Annotated in this window: 20 protein-coding genes; 15 read left to right on the forward strand and 5 right to left on the reverse strand. The window is 67.9% G+C overall.

The window, feature by feature from the left end; translation table 11 throughout:
- Positions 1–179: 179 nt before the first annotated feature.
- The 14 genes from ACN6PJ_RS06640 (at position 180) to ACN6PJ_RS06705 (ending at position 17,551) form a co-directional block, all read left to right on the forward strand.
- A complete protein-coding gene (locus tag ACN6PJ_RS06640; protein WP_427995085.1) occupies positions 180–2,402 on the forward strand; it encodes a thiamine pyrophosphate-dependent enzyme in 2,223 nt (740 codons plus the stop codon).
- A gap of 13 nt (positions 2,403–2,415) precedes the next feature.
- Entirely contained in the window at positions 2,416–3,960 is a 1,545-nt protein-coding gene (locus ACN6PJ_RS06645; RefSeq protein WP_427995086.1) for an indolepyruvate oxidoreductase subunit beta family protein, read from the forward strand.
- A gap of 26 nt (positions 3,961–3,986) precedes the next feature.
- Positions 3,987–4,964: a PDR/VanB family oxidoreductase gene (locus ACN6PJ_RS06650; RefSeq protein ID WP_427995087.1), complete on the forward strand. Its 978-nt coding sequence runs from the start codon at positions 3,987–3,989 to the stop codon at positions 4,962–4,964.
- A gap of 16 nt (positions 4,965–4,980) precedes the next feature.
- On the forward strand, positions 4,981–6,300 hold the full coding sequence (locus ACN6PJ_RS06655; RefSeq protein WP_427995088.1) for an aromatic ring-hydroxylating dioxygenase subunit alpha: 1,320 nt from the start codon (positions 4,981–4,983) through the stop codon (positions 6,298–6,300).
- Complete coding sequence (locus ACN6PJ_RS06660; protein ID WP_427995089.1) at positions 6,297–6,788, forward strand: aromatic-ring-hydroxylating dioxygenase subunit beta; 492 nt, start codon at positions 6,297–6,299, stop codon at positions 6,786–6,788. Before ACN6PJ_RS06655 ends, ACN6PJ_RS06660 begins: the two co-directional genes overlap by 4 nt.
- A 9-nt stretch (positions 6,789–6,797) precedes the next feature.
- The gene (locus ACN6PJ_RS06665) at positions 6,798–8,462 is read left to right on the forward strand and encodes an AMP-binding protein (RefSeq protein WP_427995090.1); all 1,665 of its coding nucleotides are present in this window, start codon (positions 6,798–6,800) and stop codon (positions 8,460–8,462) included.
- Complete coding sequence (locus ACN6PJ_RS06670; RefSeq protein WP_427995091.1) at positions 8,459–9,631, forward strand: thiolase family protein; 1,173 nt, start codon at positions 8,459–8,461, stop codon at positions 9,629–9,631. Before ACN6PJ_RS06665 ends, ACN6PJ_RS06670 begins: the two co-directional genes overlap by 4 nt.
- The gene (locus ACN6PJ_RS06675; RefSeq protein WP_427995092.1) at positions 9,628–10,869 is read left to right on the forward strand and encodes an SDR family NAD(P)-dependent oxidoreductase; all 1,242 of its coding nucleotides are present in this window, start codon (positions 9,628–9,630) and stop codon (positions 10,867–10,869) included. The genes ACN6PJ_RS06670 and ACN6PJ_RS06675 overlap by 4 nt, the downstream gene beginning before the upstream one ends.
- Positions 10,870–10,909: 40 nt before the next feature.
- On the forward strand, positions 10,910–11,695 hold the full coding sequence (locus ACN6PJ_RS06680) for a cyclase family protein (protein WP_427995093.1): 786 nt from the start codon (positions 10,910–10,912) through the stop codon (positions 11,693–11,695).
- Between the two features lie 22 nt (positions 11,696–11,717).
- Entirely contained in the window at positions 11,718–12,446 is a 729-nt protein-coding gene (locus tag ACN6PJ_RS06685) for an SDR family NAD(P)-dependent oxidoreductase (RefSeq protein ID WP_427995094.1), read from the forward strand.
- Positions 12,447–12,618: 172 nt separating this feature from the next.
- Positions 12,619–13,770: an ABC transporter substrate-binding protein gene (locus ACN6PJ_RS06690; RefSeq protein ID WP_427995095.1), complete on the forward strand. Its 1,152-nt coding sequence runs from the start codon at positions 12,619–12,621 to the stop codon at positions 13,768–13,770.
- A gap of 218 nt (positions 13,771–13,988) precedes the next feature.
- Positions 13,989–15,023: a branched-chain amino acid ABC transporter permease gene (locus ACN6PJ_RS06695; protein WP_427995096.1), complete on the forward strand. Its 1,035-nt coding sequence runs from the start codon at positions 13,989–13,991 to the stop codon at positions 15,021–15,023.
- On the forward strand, positions 15,020–16,813 hold the full coding sequence (locus ACN6PJ_RS06700; protein ID WP_427995097.1) for an ABC transporter permease subunit: 1,794 nt from the start codon (positions 15,020–15,022) through the stop codon (positions 16,811–16,813). The genes ACN6PJ_RS06695 and ACN6PJ_RS06700 overlap by 4 nt, the downstream gene beginning before the upstream one ends.
- Entirely contained in the window at positions 16,814–17,551 is a 738-nt protein-coding gene (locus ACN6PJ_RS06705; RefSeq protein WP_427995098.1) for an ABC transporter ATP-binding protein, read from the forward strand.
- Positions 17,552–17,668: 117 nt separating this feature from the next.
- Here the strand turns inward: ACN6PJ_RS06705 and ACN6PJ_RS06710 are convergent, their stop codons facing one another.
- Entirely contained in the window at positions 17,669–18,604 is a 936-nt protein-coding gene (locus ACN6PJ_RS06710; protein ID WP_427995099.1) for a glycosyltransferase family 2 protein, read from the reverse strand.
- 223 nt (positions 18,605–18,827) lie between these two features.
- Between ACN6PJ_RS06710 and ACN6PJ_RS06715 the strand changes: the two genes are divergently transcribed.
- Positions 18,828–19,781, forward strand: a complete 954-nt coding sequence (locus ACN6PJ_RS06715; protein WP_427995100.1) for a LysR substrate-binding domain-containing protein — start codon at positions 18,828–18,830, stop codon at positions 19,779–19,781.
- A 172-nt stretch (positions 19,782–19,953) separates the two neighbouring features.
- Here the strand turns inward: ACN6PJ_RS06715 and ACN6PJ_RS06720 are convergent, their stop codons facing one another.
- The 4 genes from ACN6PJ_RS06720 to ACN6PJ_RS06735 all read right to left on the reverse strand — a co-directional run bounded on the left by ACN6PJ_RS06720 (position 19,954) and on the right by ACN6PJ_RS06735 (position 22,658).
- Complete coding sequence (locus tag ACN6PJ_RS06720; RefSeq protein ID WP_006226408.1) at positions 19,954–20,082, reverse strand: hypothetical protein; 129 nt, start codon at positions 20,080–20,082, stop codon at positions 19,954–19,956.
- Positions 20,083–20,282: 200 nt separating this feature from the next.
- Positions 20,283–21,215: a sugar kinase gene (locus ACN6PJ_RS06725; RefSeq protein WP_427995101.1), complete on the reverse strand. Its 933-nt coding sequence runs from the start codon at positions 21,213–21,215 to the stop codon at positions 20,283–20,285.
- Complete coding sequence (locus tag ACN6PJ_RS06730; RefSeq protein ID WP_427995102.1) at positions 21,208–21,849, reverse strand: bifunctional 4-hydroxy-2-oxoglutarate aldolase/2-dehydro-3-deoxy-phosphogluconate aldolase; 642 nt, start codon at positions 21,847–21,849, stop codon at positions 21,208–21,210. The genes ACN6PJ_RS06725 and ACN6PJ_RS06730 overlap by 8 nt, the downstream gene beginning before the upstream one ends.
- 23 nt (positions 21,850–21,872) lie before the next feature.
- A complete protein-coding gene (locus tag ACN6PJ_RS06735) occupies positions 21,873–22,658 on the reverse strand; it encodes an IclR family transcriptional regulator (protein WP_427995103.1) in 786 nt (261 codons plus the stop codon).
- Positions 22,659–22,736 lie beyond the last annotated feature (78 nt).

The raw sequence follows: 22,736 nt of genomic DNA on the forward strand, positions 1-22,736 counted from the left end.
AGTATATACGTCCTTGTTTTAGCGTGATATTTTTTTCTTTCCATGAAATTTCATCTTTTTTGTTGACAGCTAAAACGTTGACTCCTAAAGTATTTTTTAGGCGAGATTTTCCTGACGTGACGATGCTGCGCAGCAGCAAAGCTTGAGGACCCGCGGGCCGGGCCGGGAAGGAGTTCTAGATGGCTGAAAGGTCTTTCAAGAAAGAAGTCCAGCAGTTGCGCATCGGCGCGGGCGAAGAGTTCCGCGGAGAGGGCATCCTCGCGGTCACGAAGGCCCTGCTGCAGTCCGGCGTGGGTTATGTCGCGGGCTACCAGGGCTCGCCGATCTCGCACCTGATGGACGTGCTGGCCGACGCCAACGACATCCTGCAGGAACTCGGCGTGCACTTCGAGGCCAGCGCCTCCGAAGCCACGGCGGCGGCCACCCTGGCCGCTTCGGTCATGTATCCGATCCGCGGCGCGGTTACCTGGAAATCCACCGTGGGCACCAACGTCGCGTCCGATGCGCTGGCCAACCTGTCCTCCGGCGGGGTAACGGGCGGCGCGCTGGTCATCGTGGGCGAAGACTACGGCGAAGGCTCGTCCATCATGCAGGAGCGCTCGCACGCGTTCGCCATGAAGTCCCAGATCTGGCTGCTGGATCCGCGGCCCAATCTCGAAAGCATGGTCAAGGCCGTGGAAGACGGCTTCGAACTGTCCGAGGCCAGCAAGACGCCGGTCATGCTGCAGCTGCGCATCCGGGGCTGCCACGTGCATGGCCGCTTCATCGCCAAGGAAAACAAACGCCCCGGGTTCTCGCTCGCCCAGGCGCTGGAAAGCCCCGCCCGCGACACCAGCCGCATCGTGCTGCCTCCCGCCTCGTTCCTGCACGAGCAGGAAAAAATCAAGGAGCGCTGGCCTGCGGCCATCCGCTACATCAAAGAACACAAGCTCAACGAATACGTCGACGGCGATCAGGACGATATCGGCCTGATCCTGCAGGGCGGCCTGTACAACGGCGTCATCCGCGCCCTGCAGCTGCTGGGCCTGGCGGACAACTTCGGCAATAGCCGCATCCCGCTGTACGTCATGAACGTGACCTATCCCGTCATCGAGGACGAAGTCATCGATTTCTGCCGCGGCAAGCGCGCCGTGCTGCTCCTGGAGGAAGGCCAGCCCGACTACATCGAGCAGAACCTCCACGCGGTGCTGCGCCGCGCAGGCGTGGACACGCGCCTGTCCGGCAAGGACGTGCTGCCCATGGCGGGCGAATACACCACCCAGGTGATGCGGGACGGCCTGCGCGAATTCCTCAAGCGCAACCGGCCGGAATCCCTCCAGACGCATCCCGCCGCCGCGGCCGATTCGCAGGCCGCCGAACGCCAGCTCGAAATCACCGAACTGGCGCGGCCCAGGCCCGCCCCGCCCGCCGAACAGCCCATCACCTTCCACAAGCACGTGGAGGGCCTGGCGGCCGTGGTTCCGCCCCGGCCCGCGGGCTTCTGTACCGGCTGCCCGGAAAGGCCGATCTTCTCGGCGCTGACGCTGGCGCAGGAAACGCTGGGCCAGCACCATATTTCCTGCGACATCGGCTGCCACCTGTTTTCCATCCTGCCCCCCTTCAACCTGGGCGCCACCACCATGGGCTACGGCCTGGGCGCCTCCAGCGCGGCGGCCTTCAACGTGCCCGCGGCCAAGCGCCCCATCTCCATCATGGGAGACGGCGGCTTCTGGCACAACGGGCTGGCCTCGGGCATCGGCAACGCGGTGTTCAACAAGTACGACGGTGTCATCGTCATCGTCGACAACTACTACGCCTCGGCCACCGGCGGCCAGGACATCCTGTCGTCGCGCGCCGAAAACCCGGACCGCTCGACCAACAACCCCATCGACCAGGCAGTGCGCGGCGTGGGCGTGAAATGGGTGCGCACGCTGGACCGCACCTATGACGTGGCCAAGGTGCGCGCCACGATCGAAGAGGCGCTGACCACGGACGTCAAGGGCCCCAAGGTCATCATCGCGCAGTCGGAGTGCATGCTGAACAAGCAGCGCCGCATCAAGCCGCAGTTCAACAAAGCCGTGAAGGAAGGCAAGCGCGCGGTGAAGGAACGCTTCGGCGTGGATCCCGACGTCTGCACCGGCGACCACGCCTGTATCCGCCTGTCGGGCTGCCCCTCCCTGACCGTCAAGGACAGCGGCGATCCTCTGAAGGAAGACCCGGTCGCGCACGTGGAAAGCAGCTGCGTCGGCTGCGGCAATTGCGGCGAGGTCGCCCATGCCGCCGTGCTGTGTCCGTCGTTCTACCGCGCCGACATCGTCCACAACCCCACCAAGGGCGACCGTTACCTGGCGCGCGTGCGCGGCGCCGTGATCGGCTTCCTGCAACGGCGACGCGCGGCGCGCCTGGCCAATAACGCACTTTAAGGACATGCGCTCCATGAAATCGGTGCCCATGCAGCAAGGCAACCCCATCAAGATCGCCATCCTGGCCATGGGCGGCCAGGGCGGCGGCGTGCTGGCCGACTGGATTGTCGACATGGCCGAGCACGCCGGCTGGTGGGCGCAGACCACCTCGGTGCCCGGCGTGGCCCAACGGACCGGCGCCACGATCTACTACCTGGAATTGATGCCCGAATCGGACGTGAAACGCGCCGGACGGCAGCCGGCGCTGGCGCTGATGCCCACTCCCGGCGACGTGGACCTGGTGGTGGCGGCCGAGCTGATGGAAGGCGGCCGCGCGATCCAGCGCGGCCTCGTCACGCCGGAGCGCACGATGCTGCTGGCGTCGTCCCACCGCAGCTACGCGGTCAGCGAAAAGTCCGCGCCCGGCAATGGCATCGCCGACCCGAACAAGGTCCTGGAGGCGGGCCGCGCCGCGGCCAAGCGCTTCCTGTGCTTCGACCTGCAGGCGCTGGCCGACCGCGCCGGCAGCGTCATCAGCGCCAGCCTGTTCGGCGCGGTGGCCGGCAGCGGCGCCCTGCCCTTCGCGCGGGAAGACTACGAAGCCACCGTGCGGCGCGCCGGCCTGGGCGTGGAAGCCAGCCTGCGCGCCTTCGCCCTGGGCTTCGAATCGGCCGACCAGGCGCCCGCGCAGCCCGCGCCCATCGACCTGGAACGCCCGGTGCCGGCGCTGCCCGACGTTGCCGCCAGCCCCAGGACGCAGGCCCTGCTCGATACCATCAAACGCGACTTTCCCGCCTGTGCGCAGCCCATGCTGGCGGCAGGCGTGCGCCGCCAGCTCGAATTCCAGGACCTGGCCTACGCCGGCGACTACCTGCGCCACATGAAGGCGATCCGCGACCTGGACGCCGCGCACGGCGGGGAAGCCCGGCAATGGGCGCTGACCTGCGCCGCCGCCCGCTATGTGGCCACGGCCATGGCCTACGACGACGTGATCCGCGTCGCGGACCTGAAGACCCGCGGCACGCGCTTCGACCGCGTGCGCCAGGAAGTGGGCGCGCGCCCGGACCAGCTGGTCTACACGACGGAATTCATGCATCCGCGGCTGGAAGAGATCTGCGGCACGCTGCCCGCCGGGCTGGGACGCTGGCTGGAAGGATCCAAGGCCTTCGGCGGCTTCGTGGCGCGCCGGCTGGGCCGCGGCCGCCGCATGCGGAGCAGCACGCTGGGCGGCTTCCTGATGCTGTATGCGCTGGCCGGCATGCGCCGCTTTCGGCGCGGCACGCTGCGCCACCAGGCCGAGGCCGCCGGCCTGCGGCAATGGTTGGACCTGATCGCCAAACTGGCGCCGCGCGACTACGCGCTGGCCGTCGAAACCGTCAATTGCCGCCGCCTCGTCAAGGGGTATAGCGACACGCATGCGCGCGGCGGCGGCAAGTACCGCCAGTTGATCGCCGCGGCGGAACAACTGGCCGGCCGGCCCGACGCCGCCGCGACGTTGCGCGCGTTGCGCGACACCGCCCTGGCCAATGAGAAATGCGGCCCCATGGAACGCCAGCTGGCCGAAAAGCTGGCGGCCTGAGCCGACTACCGAAAGGGAAAAACGCCGTGCAGACATTGAAACTCATCGTTCGGGAAGTCCGGCAGGAATCGCCGCTGATCCGCTCGTTCCGGCTGGCCCGCGAGGACGGCGCGCCCCTGCCCGCCTTCGGGCCCGGCGCGCACCTGAAGGTGTCGGTGCCCGGGCAGCGCGAACCGCGCTGCTATTCGCTGGTGCAGCTTGCGCCGGAGCCCGGACGGTTCGCCCAACCCCTCGAATACCGGCTGGGCGTGCGCCTGGAGGAAGCCAGCCAGGGCGGATCGCGCTACATGCACGCGCTGGCCGAAGGCGACGCGCTCACGGTGGAAGGCCCGAAGAACGATTTCCCGCTGCACGAATCGCCGGCCGGCGACGAGCCCGTGGTGCTGATCGCGGGCGGCATAGGCATCACCCCGGTCGCCTCCATGGCCGCCGCGCTCAGATCCGCCGGCCGCGCCTTCCACCTGCACTATTGCGGGCGAAGCAGGGACCAGCTGGCCTTCCTGCCCGAACTCGAAACCCTGGCGGGCGAAGACCTGAGCCTGCATGCGGACGACGATCCCTCGTGCCGCTTCGACCTGCAGGCGCTGCTGGAATCCGCCACGCCGCGCCAGCACCTGTACGTCTGCGGCCCCAAGGGCCTGATCGACGCGGTCATCCAGGAAGCCCGCGCCCGCCACTGGCCCGACGCCCACATCCACTTCGAACTCTTCACCACGGCCGCTCCGCAGGCCGGCGACCAGCCATTCGAGGTCGAGCTGCGCCAGTCCGGCCGGGTGCTGACCATTCCCGCCGACAAGACCATCATCGACGTCATGGAAGAGGAAGGCTGCGATCCAATGTACGACTGCAAGCGCGGCGAGTGCGGGGTCTGCCAGGCCACGGTGCTGGAAGGCGTGCCCGACCATCGCGACTATTACCTCTCGGATACGGAGAAGGCCAGCGGCAAGATCATCCAGATCTGCATCTCGCGCGCGAAATCGGCGCGCCTGGTGCTGGATCTGTAGGAAGGAAAGCGCCATCATGAGCAAATACCGCGACAACCCCGACGCCATCCGCGCCCTGCTGCGCGACACCGAGGTGCACAAGGACCTGTTCATCGACCAGGAACTGTTCGACCTGGAAATGGAACGCCTGTACGCCAATACCTGGGTCTATGTCGGCCACGACAGCCAGGTGCCCAATCCCGGAGACTACATCACCACCACGGTCGGCAACCAGCCGGTGGTGATGGTGCGCCATGGCGACAAGAGCGTGCGCGTGCTGCACAATCGCTGCCCGCACAAGGGCACGATGGTCGCCGGCGACGCCTGCGGCAACACCGGCAAGTTCTTCCGCTGCCCCTACCATGCCTGGACCTTCAAGACGGACGGCAGCCTGCTGTCGATTCCGCTGAAGAAGGGCTACGAGAACACCGGCCTGGAAAACTGCGAGGCCAGCCAGGGCATGGCCGCCGTGAAGGACGTCAGGAACCACCGCGGCTTCGTGTTCTGCCGGCTGAATCCGGAAGGCCAGTCCTTCGAGGAGTTCTTCGGCGACGCCCTGTCCACCCTGGACAATATGGTCGACCGCTCGCCCGAGGGCAGGCTGGAAGTGGCCGGCGGCGTGCTGCGCTATATGCACCGCTGCAACTGGAAAATGCTGGTCGACAACCAGACCGACACCTGCCATCCGATGGTGGCGCATGAATCGTCGGCGGGCACGGCCGTGAAGGTCTGGGAACAGGCGCCGGAAGGCACGCCCAAGCCCATGGCCGTGGAATTGTTCGCGCCGTTCATCTCGCCCTACGAGTTCTTCGAGAACATGGGCATCCGCGTATGGGAAAACGGCCACGGCCACACCGGCGTGTCCGATTCCATCCATGCCTCCTATTCCGGCATTCCGGGCTACTGGGACGCCATGGTGGCGGCCTACGGCGAGGAGCGCGCCAGCCAGATCCTGGGCGACGTGCGCCACAACACCGTGTACTTCCCCAACATCATGGTCAAGGGACCGATCCAGACCCTGCGGGTCTTCAAGCCCATCGCTGCGGACCGCACCCTGGTGGAGTCCTGGACCTTCCGGCTCGTGGGCGCGCCCGACCTGCTGCTGGAACGCACGCTCATGTACAACCGCCTCATCAACGCCCCCACCTCCGTGGTCGGCCACGACGATCTCGAAATGTACGAGCGCGCGCAGGACGGCCTGCAGTCGCGCGCCCGCGACTGGGTGAACGTGGGGCGTCTGTACTCGCCCGATGAAATCGGCCGGAAGAACGCGACCACCAATGGCACCAATGAATGGCAGATGCGCAACCAGTACCGCGCATGGGGCCGCTACATGACCGGACCGGAGTCGGTATGAGCGCAAGCGACCGTGAACTGATCGATTTTGTCTACGCCGAAGCGCGCCTGCTGGATGAGCTGCGCTTCGAGGACTGGCTGAACCTGTATACCGACGACGGCTATTACTGGATGCCGCTGGCGCATGGCCAGACGGATCCCAGGCTGCACGCGTCGCTGATGTACGAGGACAAGCTGTTGCTGCGCGTGCGCGTGGAGCGGCTGGCCGGCCAGCGCACGTTCTCGCAGCAGCCCAGGAGCCGCTGCCATCACCTGCTGCAGGCACCCGCCGTGGAGCACGGCCATCCCGAAGCCGCGCCCGCCGAGGGCCGCCACGTGGTGCGCACCGCCTTCCATTACGTCGAGACGCGGCAGGACGCGCAGACGCTGTACGCCGGCTGGGCTACCCACCACCTGGTGGAGCAGGACGGCGCCCTGCGCATCCGGCTCAAACGCGTCGACCTCGTCAACTGCGACGCGGCCTTCGGCAACATCCAATTGTTCATGTAGGAGCGGCTTGTGAGCACCACGGTCCATCAGGCATTCCGCGACACCGCAGCCCGCCACGGCGCCCAGCCCTTCCTCTGCATCCTGCCCGAAACGGCGCAAGTCTATGGCATCGAGGCCGGCGAACTGGGTTACGCGCAGGCCGCCGACGCCATCGAAACGCTGCGCGCCGCCTACGCCCGCGCCGGCTACGGGCACGGCCACCGCGCCGGGCTGCTGCTGGAAAACCGCCCCGCCTTCTTCCTGCACTGGTTCGCGCTGAACGGGCTGGGCGTGTCCGTGGTGCCCATCAATCCCGACCTGCGGGCGGCGGAGCTCGAATACCTGGCCGGACACTCCGAGATTGCGCTGGCGGTGGCCCTGCCGGAACGCCATGGCGATCTCAAGGCGGCCGCGCAGCGCGCCGGCCGCGAATTGCGCGTGATGGGCCCGGACGACGCGCCGCCGCCAGCCCCGTTCGCCGCGCCGCTGGCCGGCACCGAGCCCGGAGAGCTGACCGAGTGCGCGCTGCTCTATACGTCCGGCACCACGGGCCGGCCCAAGGGCTGCATTCTTCCCAACCGCTACTTCCTGCACGCCGGCGGCTGGTACGCCCGCATCGGCGGCCTGGCGGCCCTGCGCCCCGGCCAGGAACGCATGCTGACCCCGCTTCCGCTGGTGCACATGAACGCCATGGCGTATTCGGCCATGGCCATGGTGCTGACGGGCGGCTGCCTGATCCCGCTGGACCGCTTCCATCCCAAGACCTGGTGGGACAGCGTGCGCGACTCCCGCGCCACCGTGCTGCACTACCTGGGCGTGATGCCCGCCATCCTGATGAAGGCGGAGCCCTCGGCGCGCGATCTCCAGCCCGCCATCCGCTTCGGCTTCGGCGCGGGCGTGGACCGCAAGCTGCACCAGCCTTTCGAAGAGCGCTTCGGCTTTCCGCTGCTGGAGGCCTGGGCCATGACCGAGACCGGCGCGGGCGCGGTCATCATCGCCAACAAGGAGCCGCGCCATATCGGCAGCAGCTGCTTCGGCAGCGAGGAAGACGACGTGCTGGTGCGCCTCGTGACCGACGCGGGCGCCGAGGCGGCGACGGGCGAGCCGGGCGAACTGCTGGTGCGCCACGCCGGGGACGATCCCCGCTACGGCTTCTTCGCCGGCTACCTGAAGGACGCGGAGGCCACGGCGCAGGCCTGGGAAGACGGCTGGTTCCATACCGGCGATATCGTCCGCCGCGAGGCCGACGGCGCGCTGCGCTTCGTGGACCGCAAGAAGAACGTGATCCGCCGCAGCGGCGAGAACATCTCGGCCGTGGAAGTGGAAAGCGTGCTGATGCAGCATCCGCTGGTGAAGGCGGTGGCGGTGGCGGCCGTGCCCGATCCGGTGCGCGGCGACGAAGTGCTGGCGTGCGTGGTGCCGGAAAAGCTGCCGGCCACTGACGCCGACATGGCCGAGGCGGCCCGCGGCATCGTGCAATGGAGCCTGGAGCAGCTGGCCTACTACAAGGCTCCCGGCTACGTCGCCTTCGTGGACAGCCTGCCTCTCACCACGACCAACAAGATCCAGCGCGGCGAAATGAAGGCGCTGGCCCCCACCCTGCCCGGCACGGCGCGCTGCGTGGACACCTGCGCGATGAAAAAGCGCCCGCAGGCGGATGCGCCGCCGGCGCAGCGCCAGGAGTCCGTATTATGAGCGCGGCCCGGCTGGGCTATGACGGCGTGGTGGCGGCCCTGCCGGTCACCATTCCCTATGAACGCTACTCCACGCACGCGGCCCACTGGTGGCTCGGCCGCGCGCTCGGCGCGCTGATCCGGCAGGCCGGCGTCGCCAAGACGGACGTCGACGGGCTCTGCGTTTCCAGCTTCACGCTCGCGCCCGACACGGCCGTCGGCCTGGTGCAGCACCTGGGCATGAGCCCGCGCTGGCTGGACCACATCCCCATGGGCGGCGCCAGCGGCGTGGCGGCGCTGCGCCGCGCCGCCCGCGCCGTGCAGGCCGGCGACGCCGGCATCGTGGCCTGCATCGCGGGGGACACCAACCACGTGGACTCGTTCCGCAACACGGTCAGCCAGTTCTCGCGCTTCGCGCAGGACGCGGTCTATCCGTACGGCGCGGGCGGCCCCAACGCCAGCTTCGCGCTGCTGACCGCCAATTACATGCGCGCGACGGGCGCCACGCGCGAAGACTTCGGCAAGCTCTGCGTGGCGCAGCGCGACAACGCGCTGCGCTTTCCGCACGCGCTGATGAAAAAGCCGCTGACGCTCGCCCAGTACCTGCAAGCCCGCGTCATCACCGATCCGATCCATCTGTTCGATTGCGTGATGCCCTGCGCGGGCGCCGACGCCTTCCTCGTCATGAGCGAAGACCGCGCCCGCTCGCTGGGCCTGCCCTATGCCCGCATCCTTTCCACCATCGAGCGCCACAACGCCTGGATCGAGGATCCCATCCAGATGCGCGGCGGCTGGACCATGGACGTGGACGAGCTGTACGGCCAGGCCGGCGCCCAGCCCGCCGACATGGACTTCCTGCAGGCCTATGACGACTATCCCGTCATCAACCTGATGCAGATGGAAGACCTGGGCTTCTGCGAGAAGGGCGCGGCGCCGGAATTCGTGCGCGCCAATACGTTCACCGTGGACGGCAGCTTCCCCTTCAATACCAACGGCGGCCAATTGTCGGTGGGCCAGGCCGGCGCCGCCGGCGGGTATCTGGGGATGGTCGAGGCGCTGCGCCAACTGACCGGCACGGCCGGCCGCACGCAGGTGGCGGGGGCCCGGCTCGGCCTGGTCAGCGGCTTCGGCATGATCAATTACGACCGCGGGCTGTGCACCGCCGCGGCCATCCTGGGGAGCAACGCATGACCGAACCCTTGGCCAAGCCGCCCCGCAAGAACCCCGTCGCCCGCACCCGACAGCCCACCCTGCCGCCCGGCTCGCGCAGCCGCAGCGCGCTGGGCCTGACCGCCGCGGCGGCCGAAGGCCGCTTCGATCTCCAGACCTGCGCCGACTGCGGCGCCGTGCAGTATCCGCCCCGCGAAGTCTGCGGCCATTGCCTCTCCGAACGCCTGCCCTGGCGTCCGGCCGACCCCTCGGGCGTGCTGCTGGTCAGCACGGTCCTGCATCACAGCAACGACCTGTACTTCCGTGAACGCCTGCCCTGGCGGGTGGGCACGGTGCGCATGGCCGCGGGCCCCTCGGTGGTGGCCCATGTGCACCAGGACTGCGCCGACGGCGGCCGCGTGCGGCTCGCCCTGAAGCTGGACCGCAGCGGCCAGGCCGTGATGATCGCCCTGCCTGAAAGGAACACCCCCAACATGGAAGACGACAAGACCCTGCGCGAAACCTCCTGCGACCCGAAGTTCCGCCGCGTGCTGGTCACCGACGGCAAATCGGCGGTCGGCATGGCGGTGGCCCGGGCGCTGCTCGACGCCGGCAGCCCCAAGGTGTTCCTGGGCGATCCCCAGGCGTGGCGCCGCGACGCCGCGTTCGAGGCCCTGGCGGCGGATCCGCGGGTGGAGGCGGTGAACCTGGACGTGACCGACACCGATTCGGTGGAGCGCCTGGCCGCCTCCATCGGCGGCAAGGTGGAGATCCTGGTGAACACCGCAGACCTGGAGCGCGAAGGCGGCCTGCTGAACCGCAAGGACGTGAACACGGCGCGCGACGCCATGGACGTGAACGTGCTGGGCTTGATGCGGCTGGCGCAGGGCTTCGGCCCGGCGCTGTGCGGACGCGCGGCGGACGGCGTGAACAGCGCCGCGGCCTGGGTCAACGTGCTGTCCATCTATGCCCACATGAACCTGCCGTCGCGCGGCATGTGGTCGGCCTCCAAGGCCGCCGCGCTGTCGCTGGCGCAATGCCTGCGCGCCGAAATGCGCGGCGCGGGCGTGCGCGTGGTGAACGTGTTTCCGGGGCCGGTGGACCACGAATGGGAGCAGCGCACGCCGCCCCCGCGCGTGGCGCCGGCCGCGATCGCCGCCGCCATCGTGCGCGCGCTGAAGGAAGGCACCGAAGACGTCTACGTCGGCGACGTGGCGCAGGAATTCCGCGCGCGCCTGGCGGAAAACCCCAAGGGACTGGAACGGGAGCTGGGCGCCTGACGGCCGCTCCCGACGACACGCAAACCGCGAGGAACCGCACATGAGCCAAAACATTCTTGCCCAATTCATGGCCGAACTGGTGTCGGGGCGCATCCGCATGGTGGATCTCACCGAAACGCTGACGCCCGAGTTTCCCACCATCGTGCTGCCGCCGGAGTTCGGCCAGGCCTGGCCGTTCCGGATCGAGGAGATCTCGCGCTACGACGAGCGCGGCCCCGGCTGGTACTGGAACAACTTTTCGTGTTCCGAGCACACCGGCACGCACTTCGACGCGCCGGCCCACTGGGTCACGGGCAAGGACCAGCCCGACAACACCGTCGACACCATCCCGATCGACGCCTTCATCGCCGACGCGTGCGTCATCGACTGCTCGGCCGAGGCGAGCGGCAACCCGGACTTCCTGCTGACCATCGACTTCGTGCGGAAATGGGAGGAACGCCACGGCCGCATTCCCGCGCGCTCCTGGGTGCTGATGCGCACCGACTGGTCCAAGCGCGCCAAGCCCGCCGATTACCTGAACATGCAGGAAGACGGGGCGCACTCCCCGGGCCCCGACGCCGAGGTCGTGCCCTGGCTGATCAAGGAACGCGACGTGCACGGTTTCGGCACCGAATCGGTGGGCACGGACGCAGGCCAGGCGCAACACCTGGATCCGCCCTACCCCTGCCACTACTACATGCACGGCAACAACCGCTACGGCCTGCAATGCCTGACCAACCTGGACCAGCTGCCGCCCACGGGCGCGGTGATCTTCTCGGCGCCGCTCAAGATCCGCAGCGGTTCGGGCAGCCCATTGCGCGTGCTGGCGCTGGCGCCCAAGGCCTGAACAACGACAACAAGGGGAAACCATGACGCAATCCCACGTCGCCCTCGTCACCGGCGGCAGCGCCGGCATCGGCGCCGAAATCTGCCGCAGCATGCTGGACGCCGGCTACGAAGTGATCTCCATGGCGCGCCGCGCGGCCGAGTTCAGCCATCCGCGCCTGCACAACGTCCAGGTGGATCTGCTGGACGCCGGGGCGACCGCGCAGGCAGGGGCCGAAGCCGCCGCGAAGTTCCCCATCAGCCACGTCATCCACAACGCCGGCGTCATCTGGCCGAACCTGCTGCCGCAGGTCACGCAGGAGGAACTGCACGGCCTGACGCAGATCCACCTGGGCGCGGCCATCAGCCTGGTGCAGGCCGCGTTGCCTGGCATGCAGGAACGCCGGTTCGGCCGCATCGTGCTGATGTCCTCCCGCGGGGCGTTGGGCCTGCCCACGCGCACCGCCTATTCGGCCACCAAGGCCGGCATGGTGGGCATGGCGCGCACCTGGTCGCTGGAGCTGGCGCCCCATGGCATCACCGTCAACGTAGTGGCGCCGGGCCCGATCCAGACGGATATGTTCTATGAGGTGATCGAACCCGGCAGCGAGCGCGAGAAACAGCTGGCCGCCGGCATTCCCGTCAAGCGGCTGGGCCGATCCGACGACGTGGCGCGCGCCGTCATGTTCTTCGCGGATCCGGCCAACAGCTTCGTCACCGGGCAGACCCTGTTCGTCTGCGGCGGCGCCAGCGTCAGCTCGATCACCATCTGACGCCCGTTCCCGGGCGCCGCTTCGGGTTTTGACGGATAGGTAAGCACTGCGGCGCGGTCTACAGTGCTGAGCCTGCCCCGAGAAACTTTAAGCAACAAGTAATTCTGGCAGTTCCTGTTTTCTCCGTTTTCCAGCCGCACTCCCACCCTGCTCCCTATCCGGAGGTTTTGCCATGCTGTCGAAGAAACTCCCCCTGGCCGCGGCCGCCGCGGTAGCCGCGCTGTTCGCCCTGCCCGCCCTGGCGCAGGTCAAGGTCGGCGTCGTCACCTCCTCCACCGGCCCCACCGCGCTGGTGGGCATTCCGCAGAAGAACACCGTGCCGCTTCTGCCCAAGAAGATCGGCAATCTGACCGTTGAATACATCTCGCTGGATGACGCCAGCGATTCCACCAACTCGGTCACCGCCTTCAAGAAGCTGATTTCGGAGCAGAACGTCGACGCGCTGATCGGCCCGTCGGGCTCGCCGAACGCCATGGGCGTGATCCAGTTCGCGGCCGAGGCGGGCGTGCCGATGCTGGCCCCGGTCGGCACGGCCGCGGTCGTGCTGCCGATGAACGAGCAGAAAAAATGGGTGTTCAAGACGACCCAGAACGACGACATCATCGCCCGCGCGCTGGTGGATCACATGGCCAAGACCGGCATCAAGACGGTCGGCTTCATCGGCCTGAACGATCCCTACGGCGAGAACTGGTACAAGGTCTTCTCGGGGCTGGCCGCCGAGAAAGGCATCAAGATCACCGCCAACGAACGCTATCTGCGCTTCGACAGCTCGGTCACCGGCCAGTCGCTGAAGATCCTGGCCGCCAAGCCGGACGCCGTGCTGGTCGCCGCCCCCGGCGCCGCCAGCGTGCTGCCGCAGACGACCCTGTACGACCAGGGCTACAAGGGCAAGTTCTACCAGACCCACGGCGCGGCCCTGCCCGACTTCCTGAAGCTGGGCGGGAAGAAGGTCGAAGGCACGGTGCTGGCGGCGAGCCTGATGCTGGTGCTGCCGGAAATGCCCGACAGCAATCCGTCCAAGAAGGTCGCGTCCGACTATATCGCAGCCTACGAAAAGCTCAACGGTTCCCGGCCCGCCACCTTCGGCGCCAACGTCTTCGACGCCGGCCTGCTGCTGGAACAGGCCGTGCCGCTGGCCGAAAAAGCCGGCAAGCCGGGCACCAAGGAGTTCCGCAGCGCGCTGCGCGATGCGCTCGAACAGACCAAGGAGCTCGTCGGCACCCAGGGCGTCTACAACATGACGGCAGCCGACCACAGCGGCTTCGACGAGCGCGGCCGCGAACTGATCACCGTCAAGAACGGCGCCTGGACGCTGGTGAAGTAGAGCTCCCCCGAGGCGCTGCGCGCTTCCTCCCCAGCGGGCATGCCTACGGGCCGGCGGAGCCCGGATCCGCGATGGGGATGCCCCCCGAAGCGCTACGCGCCTCTCCCAGGGGGCATGCCTGCGGACCGGCAGAGCCGGATCCGCGGCAGCCCGATGGTGAGGCGCTCATGCGGAGATGAAGTGTCGGCCCTGTTTGTCTGTTCTATCCGGAAGTTCTGATGAATGCTCAGATTGCCCTGATTCTTGGGCAGGACGGCATCACCAATGGCGCCATCTACGCGCTGCTGGCCTTGTCCATCCTGCTTGTGTTTACCGTTACCCGCGTGTTGTTCATCCCCCAGGGGGAATTCGTCGCGTTCGGTGCGCTCACCATGGCCGCGCTCCAGGCCGGCAAGCCCGTCATGCTGGTGTGGCTGCTGTTCGCCTTCGCGGTGGCCGAAGCCGCCGCCGACCTGACGGCCCGCCGCAAGCGGCCCGGCCGCGGCCTCGGGCGCATGGCCGCCAAGCTGGCCTACCCGCTGATCCTCGCGGCGCTGTTCTACAACCTGCCGCTGGCCCAGTTGCCGATGGCGGCGCAAGCGCTGCTGACGCTGCTGCTGGTCGTGCCGATGGGACCACAGCTGTATCGCCTGTTCTACCAGCCCATCGCCTCCGCCTCCACGCTGGTGCTGTTGATCGTATCCATCGCGGTGCACCTGGCGCTGGTCGGGCTTGGCCTGCTCGCCTTCGGCGCGGAAGGCGCCCGCACCGCGCCGTTCAGCGACGCCAGCCTCGCGCTGGGGCCGCTGAACGTGAACAGCCAGGCGCTGTGGGTCGTCGCCGTGTCCGCGCTCCTCATCATCGTGCTCTACCAGTTCTTCGAACGCTCCATGTACGGCAAGGCGCTGCGCGCCGCCGCCTTCAACCGGCTGGGCGCCCGGCTGATGGGCATCTCGCCGATCTTCGCCGGCAAGGCCACGTTCTTCCTGGCCGCGCTGATCGGCACGGTATCGGGCATTCTCATCGCTCCGATCACCACCATGTATTTCGACTCCGGCTTCATGGTCAGCCTGAAGGGCTTCGTGGGCGCCATCATCGGCGGCCTCGTGAGCTATCCGCTGGCCGCGGCCGGCGCCATCCTGGTCGGCCTGATCGAGGCCTTTTCCTCGTTCTGGGCCAGCGCCTACAAAGAAATCATCGTGTTCACGCTGATCATCCCCGTCTTGCTCTGGCGCTCTCTGAAAAGCCATCACGTCGAGGAGGAAGACGAATGAATCCTCGCCACATCCTCCTCGCGTTCCTGGCGCTGCTGGCGCTGGCCCCGCTGGCCCTGCCGCCTTTCTACGTCACGCTGCTGAACTACATCGGCCTGTACGCCATGGTGGCGCTGGGCCTGGTGCTGCTGACCGGCGTGGGCGGCCTGACGAGTTTCGGCCAGGCGGCCTTCGTGGGCGTGGGCGCCTACACGACGGCGCTGCTCACCACCCGCGCCGACACCCTGCCGTCCTGGCTGGCGTGGCTGGGCGCGTCGCCCTGGCTGACCTTGCTGGCCGGGCTCGCGCTGACCCTGGCGATCGCGTACCTGCTGGGCGCGATCACCCTGAAGCTCTCCGGCCACTTCCTGCCGCTGGGCACCATTGCCTGGGGACTGTCGCTGTACTTCGTCTTCGGCTCGGTCGAAGGCCTGGGCGGCCACACCGGCATTCCGGACATTCCTCCCATCGACCTCTTCGGCTGGCCGCTGACTCAGGGCGACACCATCTACTACCTGATCTGGGCCTTCCTGCTGACGGCGGTATGGTCGACGCGGAATCTGCTGGATTCGCGCGAGGGCCGCGCCATCCGCGCGCTCAAGGGCGGCCGCGTGATGGCGGAATCCATGGGCGTGGACACGGCCCGCTCGCGCATGGTGATCTTCATCATCGCGGCGCTGCAGGCCTGCGCCTCGGGCTGGCTTTACGCGCACATGCAGCGCTTCGTGAACCCCAATCCGTTCGGTCTGCAGATGGGCATCGAATACCTGTTCATGACCGTCATCGGCGGCGCCGGGCAGGTCTGGGGCGCCCTGGTCGGCGCGGGCGTGTTCACCGTGCTGAAGCAATGGCTGCAGGACTGGATGCCCAGGCTGCTGGGCCAGACCGGCAATTTCGAGGTCATCGTCTTCGGCTTCGGCATGGTGCTGCTGCTGCACCGCGCCCGCAGCGGCCTGTGGCCGGTGCTGACCCGCTGCATTCCGGTGAAGAAGCAGATGCGCAGGCTGGACATGAACGCCGAACCGCTGCCCCGCAAGCCCATGCCGCCCCGCGGCGAAGTGGTGCTCAAGGCCGTGGACGTGACGCGCAAGTTCGGCGGCCTGGTCGCCAACAACGCGATGAACCTGGAGATCCGCGCGGGCGAGATCCTGGCCCTCATCGGCCCCAACGGCGCCGGCAAGAGCACGATGTTCAACCAGATTTCCGGCGTGGATACGCCGACCTCGGGCCAGGTCACGCTGCTGGGCCGGTCGGTGGCGGGCGCGGGCGCGCGCGCCATCGCCCGGCTCGGCCTGTCGCGCACCTTCCAGCACGTGCGCCTGCTGGGCCGCATGAGCGTGCTGGAAAACGTGGCGATCGGCGCGCACCTGCGCGGCCACCGCGGCGTGATACCGGCCGCGTGGCGCCTGGATCGCGCGGAAGAGGCGCGCCTGCTGGCCGAAGCCGCCCGGCAGGTGGAGCGCGTCGGCCTGGGCAAGCATCTGCACGACGAAGCCGGGTCGCTCGCCCTCGGCCAGCAGCGCATCCTGGAGATCGCGCGCGCGCTCGCGTCCGACCCGTGCATCCTGCTGCTCGACGAACCGGCGGCGGGTTTGCGCTACCAGGAGAAGCGCGAGCTGGCGGACCTGCTGAAAAAGCTCCGCGCCGAAGGCATGGCCATTCTGCTGGTCGAACATGACATGGATTTCGTGATGGGACTCGTGGACCGCGTCGTGGTCATGGATTTCGGCGAGAAGATCGCCGAAGGCCAGCCCGCCGAGATCCAGAACAACCCCGCGGTGCTTGAAGCCTATCTGGGCGGAGTGGAATAGATGAGCGCGAAACTGCTGGAAGTGCGCGACCTGCGCGTTGCCTACGATAAGGTCGAGGCCGTTTCGGGCGTCAGCGTCGCGGTGGGAGAAGGCCAGATCGTCACCGTGATCGGCCCGAACGGCGCGGGCAAGACGACGCTGCTGTCGGCCATTATGGGCGTGCTGCCGTCCAGCGGCGAGATCGTCTTCGGCGGCAAGCGGCAAGCACACGCCGAGATCGAAGAGATGGTGGCGGCCGGGATGAACCTGGTGCCCGAGAAGCGCGAACTCTTCGCGGAGATGACGGTCGAGGACAACCTGATGCTGGGCGCGTTTCACCGCTACCGCAACGGCATGCGCGACCAGGACGCGACACTGGCGGAAGTCTACGAATTGTTCCCTCGCCTGAAGGAGCGCCGCGGCCAGTTGTCCGGCACGCTGTCGGGCGGCGAGCGCCAGATGCTGGCGGTGGGCCGCGCGCTGATGGCCAAGCCCCGGCTGCTGATGCTGGACGAACCGAGCCTGGGCCTGGCGCCCCGCATCGTCCGCGAAGTGTTTCGCATCGTGGCGCGCTTGCGGGAAATGGGCGTATCCATCCTGCTGATCGAGCAGAACGCCCGCGCCGCGCTGCAGGTGGCGGATTACGCCTACGTGCTGGAAACCGGCGCCGTCACGCTGGAAGGCCCCGCCGCGCGGGTCGCGGCGGACCCGCGCGTGGTCGAGGTATATCTCGGGCTGGGGCATGCTCCTGCCGCCTGAGCCCCGGAAGACCGCCCCCAAAGGCGGTCCCGCGGAACGCGCCCGCAAGCTGGCGGAAAGAGGCGCGGCCGGGCCATAATCGGACCTGTGCCAGGCTTCTTTTAGGAGGAGCGGGCCCTAGGCGACGCCCCGGCGCCTGTCGCGGCGGTACAGCGCATAGCCCAGCGGCCACATCGCCGCCACCATGAACCTGGCGACGGGATTGGTCAGCCGATAGGCCTGGACCGCCGTGGGCACGCCGGAATGCTTCAGATGCAGGCGGAATCGCGTATAGCGCGCGGCAGCCATGATGAACTCCCGCGGCCGGTAGCGGAAGAACTCCAGATGATGCTGCAACATGTCCCAGGCCAGCAGGTAAAGGCCCTGGGCGTTGTTGGCGGCGGATACCGCGCCCTGGCTCAGGCTGCCCGGCGTATCGTGGTACGTGCGCACCACGCGATTGATGAAGCGGCTCAGGTAGCCCGCGCGCGCAATCGCCCACCACACCAGGCTTTCGGGCACGAAGCCCGCCACGTCCTCGGGAAAGGGATAGGTCCTGAGGATGTCGGTGCGCATGCAACCGAACTTCTCGCCCTTGATGCGGTAGCGGAAATAGACGTCCACCGCCGTGCTGTCGAATACGTCCTGCGGATACGAGTCTCCCACGATGCTGCCGTCGGGACGGGCGCACAGGCCGGTGACGGCCACGTAGGATTCGCGCCGCGCCGGGGGGATGCTCTCCCAGGCCTCCTTGAAGATGGCCAGCGCATCGGGCGGCATTTCGTCGTCGCTGTCGAGCCCGACGATCAGCTTGCCGCGCGCTTCGCGCACGCCGCGGTTGAAAGCGGTTTTCTTGTGCTGATTGTTTTGCCAGAAATAGCGGATCGGAAAATCGGCGCGAGCCTGCCAGCCCAGGATGGATTCGTGAGTGTTGTCGGTGGATCCGTCATCCACCACCACCCATTCGAAACCCCGGAAAGTCTGCCGGGAAAGGGACTCGTATACCCTGTGCAGCGTGCCCGCCCGGTTGTAGGTGGGCGTCAGAACGGTAAAAAATGTTAGCGTGTCGGTCATGCCCACTGTGCCCCTTTGCGATTCCTCATGCAACCGCTGCGGTCTTGGTCTTTATGTATTCGCCTGAAGTTTAGGGGATATGCCTGCGCGTACAGACGCCGCGGCATTCGAATTTGCAATCAAATCTGACAAAACCGTATTTATTCCCGATCATCCCGACGGCGCCGGCTTTGGGCGGCGCGCCCGAGTGGCGTAAACTCGGGCGGCCAAATTCGGAATGCCTATGGAAGCTTCGACCGTCCAGCTCAATGACATTGCCCTGTTCGTGGAGGTTGCCAAGCGCAAGAGCTTCAGCCTGGCCGCGCGCGCGCTGAACATGCCCACGTCGACCTTGTCGCGCCGCATCAACGAGCTGGAACGCGCCATCGGGCTGCGGCTGATCAACCGCAATACGCGCCGGCTGGACCTGACCGAAGCCGGCGCGGCCTACATGAGCCGCTGCCAGGGCCTGATCGACGAGGCCCGCCTGGCGCACGAACAGCTGCAAATGCTATCGGGAGGCCCCTCCGGCAATCTACGGGTGTCCATGCCGTACAGCCTGGCGATGTGGCTGCTGCCCGAAACCATCAATGACTTCACGGAACGCTATCCCGAAGTGGAATGCGAGTTCGACCTGAGCATGATGACGGCATCCGACGCGCAAGGCACGCCCTTCGACGTGGTGCTGCGCTTTGGCCGCGATACGGCGCACCCGCTGTCCACGGTGGAAACGGGCAACGGGGTGTCGCACAGCGGCGCGGTGGTGCAGGAACTGGTGTCCCTGGACAATTACCTGTATGCGTCCGACAGCTACCTGGCCCGCCACGGCGAACCCAGGACGCCCGCCGACCTGACCCAGCACCAGTGCCTGCGCACCACGATCGACGAGGCGCATTCGTATTGGACGCTGCACCGGGGCGCGGTCAGCGAACGCGTGCCGGTCGCGGGCCACCTGGCGGCCAACAACATGAGCATCGCGGGCACCCTGGCGGGCCTGGATCTGGCGATCACGCGCATGCCGCACTGCCAGGCGCTGGACCCCATCATCAAGCGCAATTCGCTCAAGCGGGTGCTGCCCGGCTGGTCGGTGGACCCAATCTCGATCTACGTGGTGTATCCCTCCAGCATCCAGCCGGCCAAGACGCGGGCCTTCATGGACTTCATCCTGCCAAAGCTGGGCCCGCCGCAGGAAGGGTGAAGCTCGACAAAAAATACCGCCACGCCGCGCAGGCTTCGCCCGCTTGCTGCCCCCTGAGGGGGCGTTTTTGCGTTTTTGTCCTGGGGCGGCCCAGCGAAAAAAAACCCGCTCGGCGCGAACCGGCGGGTTTTTCTCAGACCCGGGCCGAAGCGCGCTTCGGTCCGGCGCGTGATTAGACGCGCTTGATCTTTTCCAGCATCTTGAAAACGCCCTTGGGCGACTTGACGAACAAGCGCTTGAAAGCCTTGCCCAGGCAACGGCGTTCCAGGGTGTTGCGACGCACGCGTTTGCGTTCGGCCATGTTTACTCTCCTGATGAAATTGTGCGGAAAAGGCGAGCCCGCACAACCGGGTACTGGGCTGGCGGAAAATTCGGGTAACTTGGCATTTTAGCCTGAAATCGGCCATGAACGCCAATGGCCGGAAATCGGGCGCCCTTCCCCGCCGTCCCGGCGGGCGGCCTGAAAATCGGGACGGATTCAGCCCGCCAGGCGCCCGCGGCTCAGCCGGAGGCGCCCTTCAGCCTTTCCCGGACCTGGTCGGCCCGCGGCAGGGGATCGACCGCGCCATAGCCCAGGGTGGACAGCGCCGCGGCCGCATTGGCGTAGCGCACGGCGTCTTCCCAGGAGTCTCCCTGGCAGCGGCGCGCCAGCAGGCTGCCGGCAAAGCAATCGCCCGCCCCGGTTGCATCCACGGCCTGCACCCTCAAGGCCGGCATCGGAACGCGCTTGCCGCCGTCGTCGATGATGGAACCGTCCTTGCCCAGCTTGAGGACCACGACGCCCGTGGCGCCGCCGTCGCGGATCCAGTCCAGCGTGCGCTCCGGATCGTCGTTGCCGGTCAGGTGCTGCATGTCGTCCATGCTGGGCAGGAACAGGTCGGCCGTGCGCATGGTTTCACGCAAGACGGCGCGGGCGCGGTCGACCGGCCACAGCCGCAGGCGCAGGTTGGAGTCCAGGCTGACCTGGGTGCCGGCCCTCCGCGCGCGCTCGATGGCGGCAAAGACCGTGTCGCAGGCGCTGGTGCTGATCGCCAGGCTGATGCCCGATACGTGCAGAAAGCGGGCTCGTTCGATCAGGCCCGACGCCAGGCTGGCCGGCGTCATCAGGCTGGCCGCCGAGCCCCGGCGCAGGTAGCTGAAAGCATGGCCGTCCGGCCCGTGCTGCACGAAGTACAGGCCGGTGTGCGCCTCGTCGTCCAGCTGCACGCCCGAGGTATCCACGCCCTCGGCTTGCCAGAGGTCCAGGAACTGCCTGCCGAAAGCGTCATTGCCTACCCGGGTCAGGTAGGCGCAGCGCGCGCCCTGCCGCGCCGCGGCGATGACGGCATTGGAGGTATCGCCGCCAAACCCCTGCAGGTATTGCCGCTGGCCCTCGTGCGTCTGGTTCAGTTCGACCAGGGGCTCGCCCAGGGCGACGATGTCGAAATCAGCCATGGGCGGCCTCGCGGGTGCGGACGATCTGCGCCACCAGCGCGGCGGTATCGCGGGCGGCGAAGGCCGCCTTGTCGTAGAGGTTGCTGCCTATGCCCACCAGCGCCGCGCCGGCGGCGAAATATGCGCCCATGTTGTCCTGGGTCACCCCGCCGGTGGGGCACAGGAGAGCGTCCGGGTAGACGGACTTGATCGCGGCCAGGTGCCTGGGGCCGCCGGTGTCGGCCGGGAATATCTTCACGACGTCGGCCCCGGCGCGGCGCGCCGTCAGGACCTCGGTGGGCGTGAAGGCGCCCAGCAGGCACAGCGCGTCGGCCGCGTGCGCCATGTCGACGATCTCGGTGGCCAGCGCGGGCGACACGAGGAAGTCGGCGCCCGCGACGAGCGCCTCGCGCGCCTGGTGCTCGTCCAGCACCGTGCCCACGCCCAGCTGCAGCGCGCTGCCGTGCTTGTCGCGCAAGGCGCGCAGCAGATCGGTGACGCCGGGGATGGTCCAGGTCAGTTCCAGCGTGGCGCAGCCGGCGGCCACGGCGACTTCGGCCGCGTACGCGGCGGTGGCCGCGTCCGTGTACCGCAATACGGGCACGACCCGGGCGGCCATCAGGGCGGCAAGCTTGGAGGCAAGGGGAGCGGTCATGGAATTCCTTTGGGAACTGACGGTCAGGCGCCGCCGGGAACGGCGGGCAGCAGGGCAAGTTTGGCCGCGGCGGCGTCGCGCAGCCGCAGCAAGGGTTCGACATAGGCGGCTTGCGGATCCTCGCGCCGCCGGAACAGCAGCGTGCTGACGCTGACGCCGGCGACCGGCCGGCCGGCCGCGTCGCACAGCGCCACGCCGTAGCAGACGATGCCGGCTTCGTTTTCCTCGTTGTCGGTGGCGTAGCCGCGCCTGGCGGTGTCGTCCAGCTGGGCCCGCAGCGCGGACAGGCTGGTTACCGTGCCGGGCATGCGCGCGTCCAGCGGCAAGCCGCGCAGCAGGCGCTCGCGCGCGGCCTCGTCCAGCGCCGCCAGGTACGCCTTGCCGACCGCGCTGGAATGCAACGCCACGGATGCTCCCACGCGCGACGCCATGCGCACCGGGCCGGGGCTTTCCAGCTTGTCAATGTAGGTCATCTCGCGCCCGGCGGGAACCGCCAGATGCACCGTTTCGCCGGTTTCGTCGCGCAGGGCCCGCAGTTCGGAGGCCAGCTCGGCGCGCAGGTCGAACTGCGCCCACGCCCTGCTGGCCAGGGACATCAGCCTCGGCCCCAGCCGATAGGCGCCGGCCGTCTCGGCCAGCATGCCCTGCTCGGCCAGCGCCGCCACGATCCGGTAGACGGTGGGCCGCGGATAGCCGCAACTGCGCGCCAGCGCCGCCGCGCTGGGCGGCTGCGGAGCGTCTGCCACGGCCTGCAGCACCGTCATGAACTTGGCGAACGCCGCCGCGCCCGCGACCTTGGTTTCCAGCAAAGGGGTCTCCAGTCTCCGGCCATGGACCGCCTCGCCCTGCACGCCGCGGCCAGCAGAAAGTTCTAGCCGGACAGCGCG

This window comes from Achromobacter sp., from assembly GCF_050285585.1.
GTDB lineage: Bacteria > Pseudomonadota > Gammaproteobacteria > Burkholderiales > Burkholderiaceae_B > Achromobacter.

Excerpts from the sequence above, each read along its gene's own strand:
- ACN6PJ_RS06640 (WP_427995085.1), top strand. The coding sequence starts at position 180 with ATGGCTGAAAGGTCTTTCAAGAAAGAAGTCCAGCAGTTGCGCATCGGC.
- ACN6PJ_RS06645 (WP_427995086.1), top strand. The coding sequence starts at position 2,416 with ATGAAATCGGTGCCCATGCAGCAAGGCAACCCCATCAAGATCGCCATC.
- ACN6PJ_RS06655 (WP_427995088.1), top strand. The coding sequence starts at position 4,981 with ATGAGCAAATACCGCGACAACCCCGACGCCATCCGCGCCCTGCTGCGC.
- ACN6PJ_RS06660 (WP_427995089.1), top strand. The coding sequence starts at position 6,297 with ATGAGCGCAAGCGACCGTGAACTGATCGATTTTGTCTACGCCGAAGCG.
- ACN6PJ_RS06670 (WP_427995091.1), top strand. The coding sequence starts at position 8,459 with ATGAGCGCGGCCCGGCTGGGCTATGACGGCGTGGTGGCGGCCCTGCCG.
- ACN6PJ_RS06675 (WP_427995092.1), top strand. The coding sequence starts at position 9,628 with ATGACCGAACCCTTGGCCAAGCCGCCCCGCAAGAACCCCGTCGCCCGC.
- ACN6PJ_RS06680 (WP_427995093.1), top strand. The coding sequence starts at position 10,910 with ATGAGCCAAAACATTCTTGCCCAATTCATGGCCGAACTGGTGTCGGGG.
- ACN6PJ_RS06685 (WP_427995094.1), top strand. The coding sequence starts at position 11,718 with ATGACGCAATCCCACGTCGCCCTCGTCACCGGCGGCAGCGCCGGCATC.
- ACN6PJ_RS06690 (WP_427995095.1), top strand. The coding sequence starts at position 12,619 with ATGCTGTCGAAGAAACTCCCCCTGGCCGCGGCCGCCGCGGTAGCCGCG.
- ACN6PJ_RS06695 (WP_427995096.1), top strand. The coding sequence starts at position 13,989 with ATGAATGCTCAGATTGCCCTGATTCTTGGGCAGGACGGCATCACCAAT.
- ACN6PJ_RS06700 (WP_427995097.1), top strand. The coding sequence starts at position 15,020 with ATGAATCCTCGCCACATCCTCCTCGCGTTCCTGGCGCTGCTGGCGCTG.
- ACN6PJ_RS06705 (WP_427995098.1), top strand. The coding sequence starts at position 16,814 with ATGAGCGCGAAACTGCTGGAAGTGCGCGACCTGCGCGTTGCCTACGAT.
- ACN6PJ_RS06710 (WP_427995099.1), bottom strand. The coding sequence starts at position 18,604 with ATGACCGACACGCTAACATTTTTTACCGTTCTGACGCCCACCTACAAC.
- ACN6PJ_RS06715 (WP_427995100.1), top strand. The coding sequence starts at position 18,828 with ATGGAAGCTTCGACCGTCCAGCTCAATGACATTGCCCTGTTCGTGGAG.
- ACN6PJ_RS06720 (WP_006226408.1), bottom strand. The coding sequence starts at position 20,082 with ATGGCCGAACGCAAACGCGTGCGTCGCAACACCCTGGAACGCCGTTGC.
- ACN6PJ_RS06725 (WP_427995101.1), bottom strand. The coding sequence starts at position 21,215 with ATGGCTGATTTCGACATCGTCGCCCTGGGCGAGCCCCTGGTCGAACTG.
- ACN6PJ_RS06730 (WP_427995102.1), bottom strand. The coding sequence starts at position 21,849 with ATGACCGCTCCCCTTGCCTCCAAGCTTGCCGCCCTGATGGCCGCCCGG.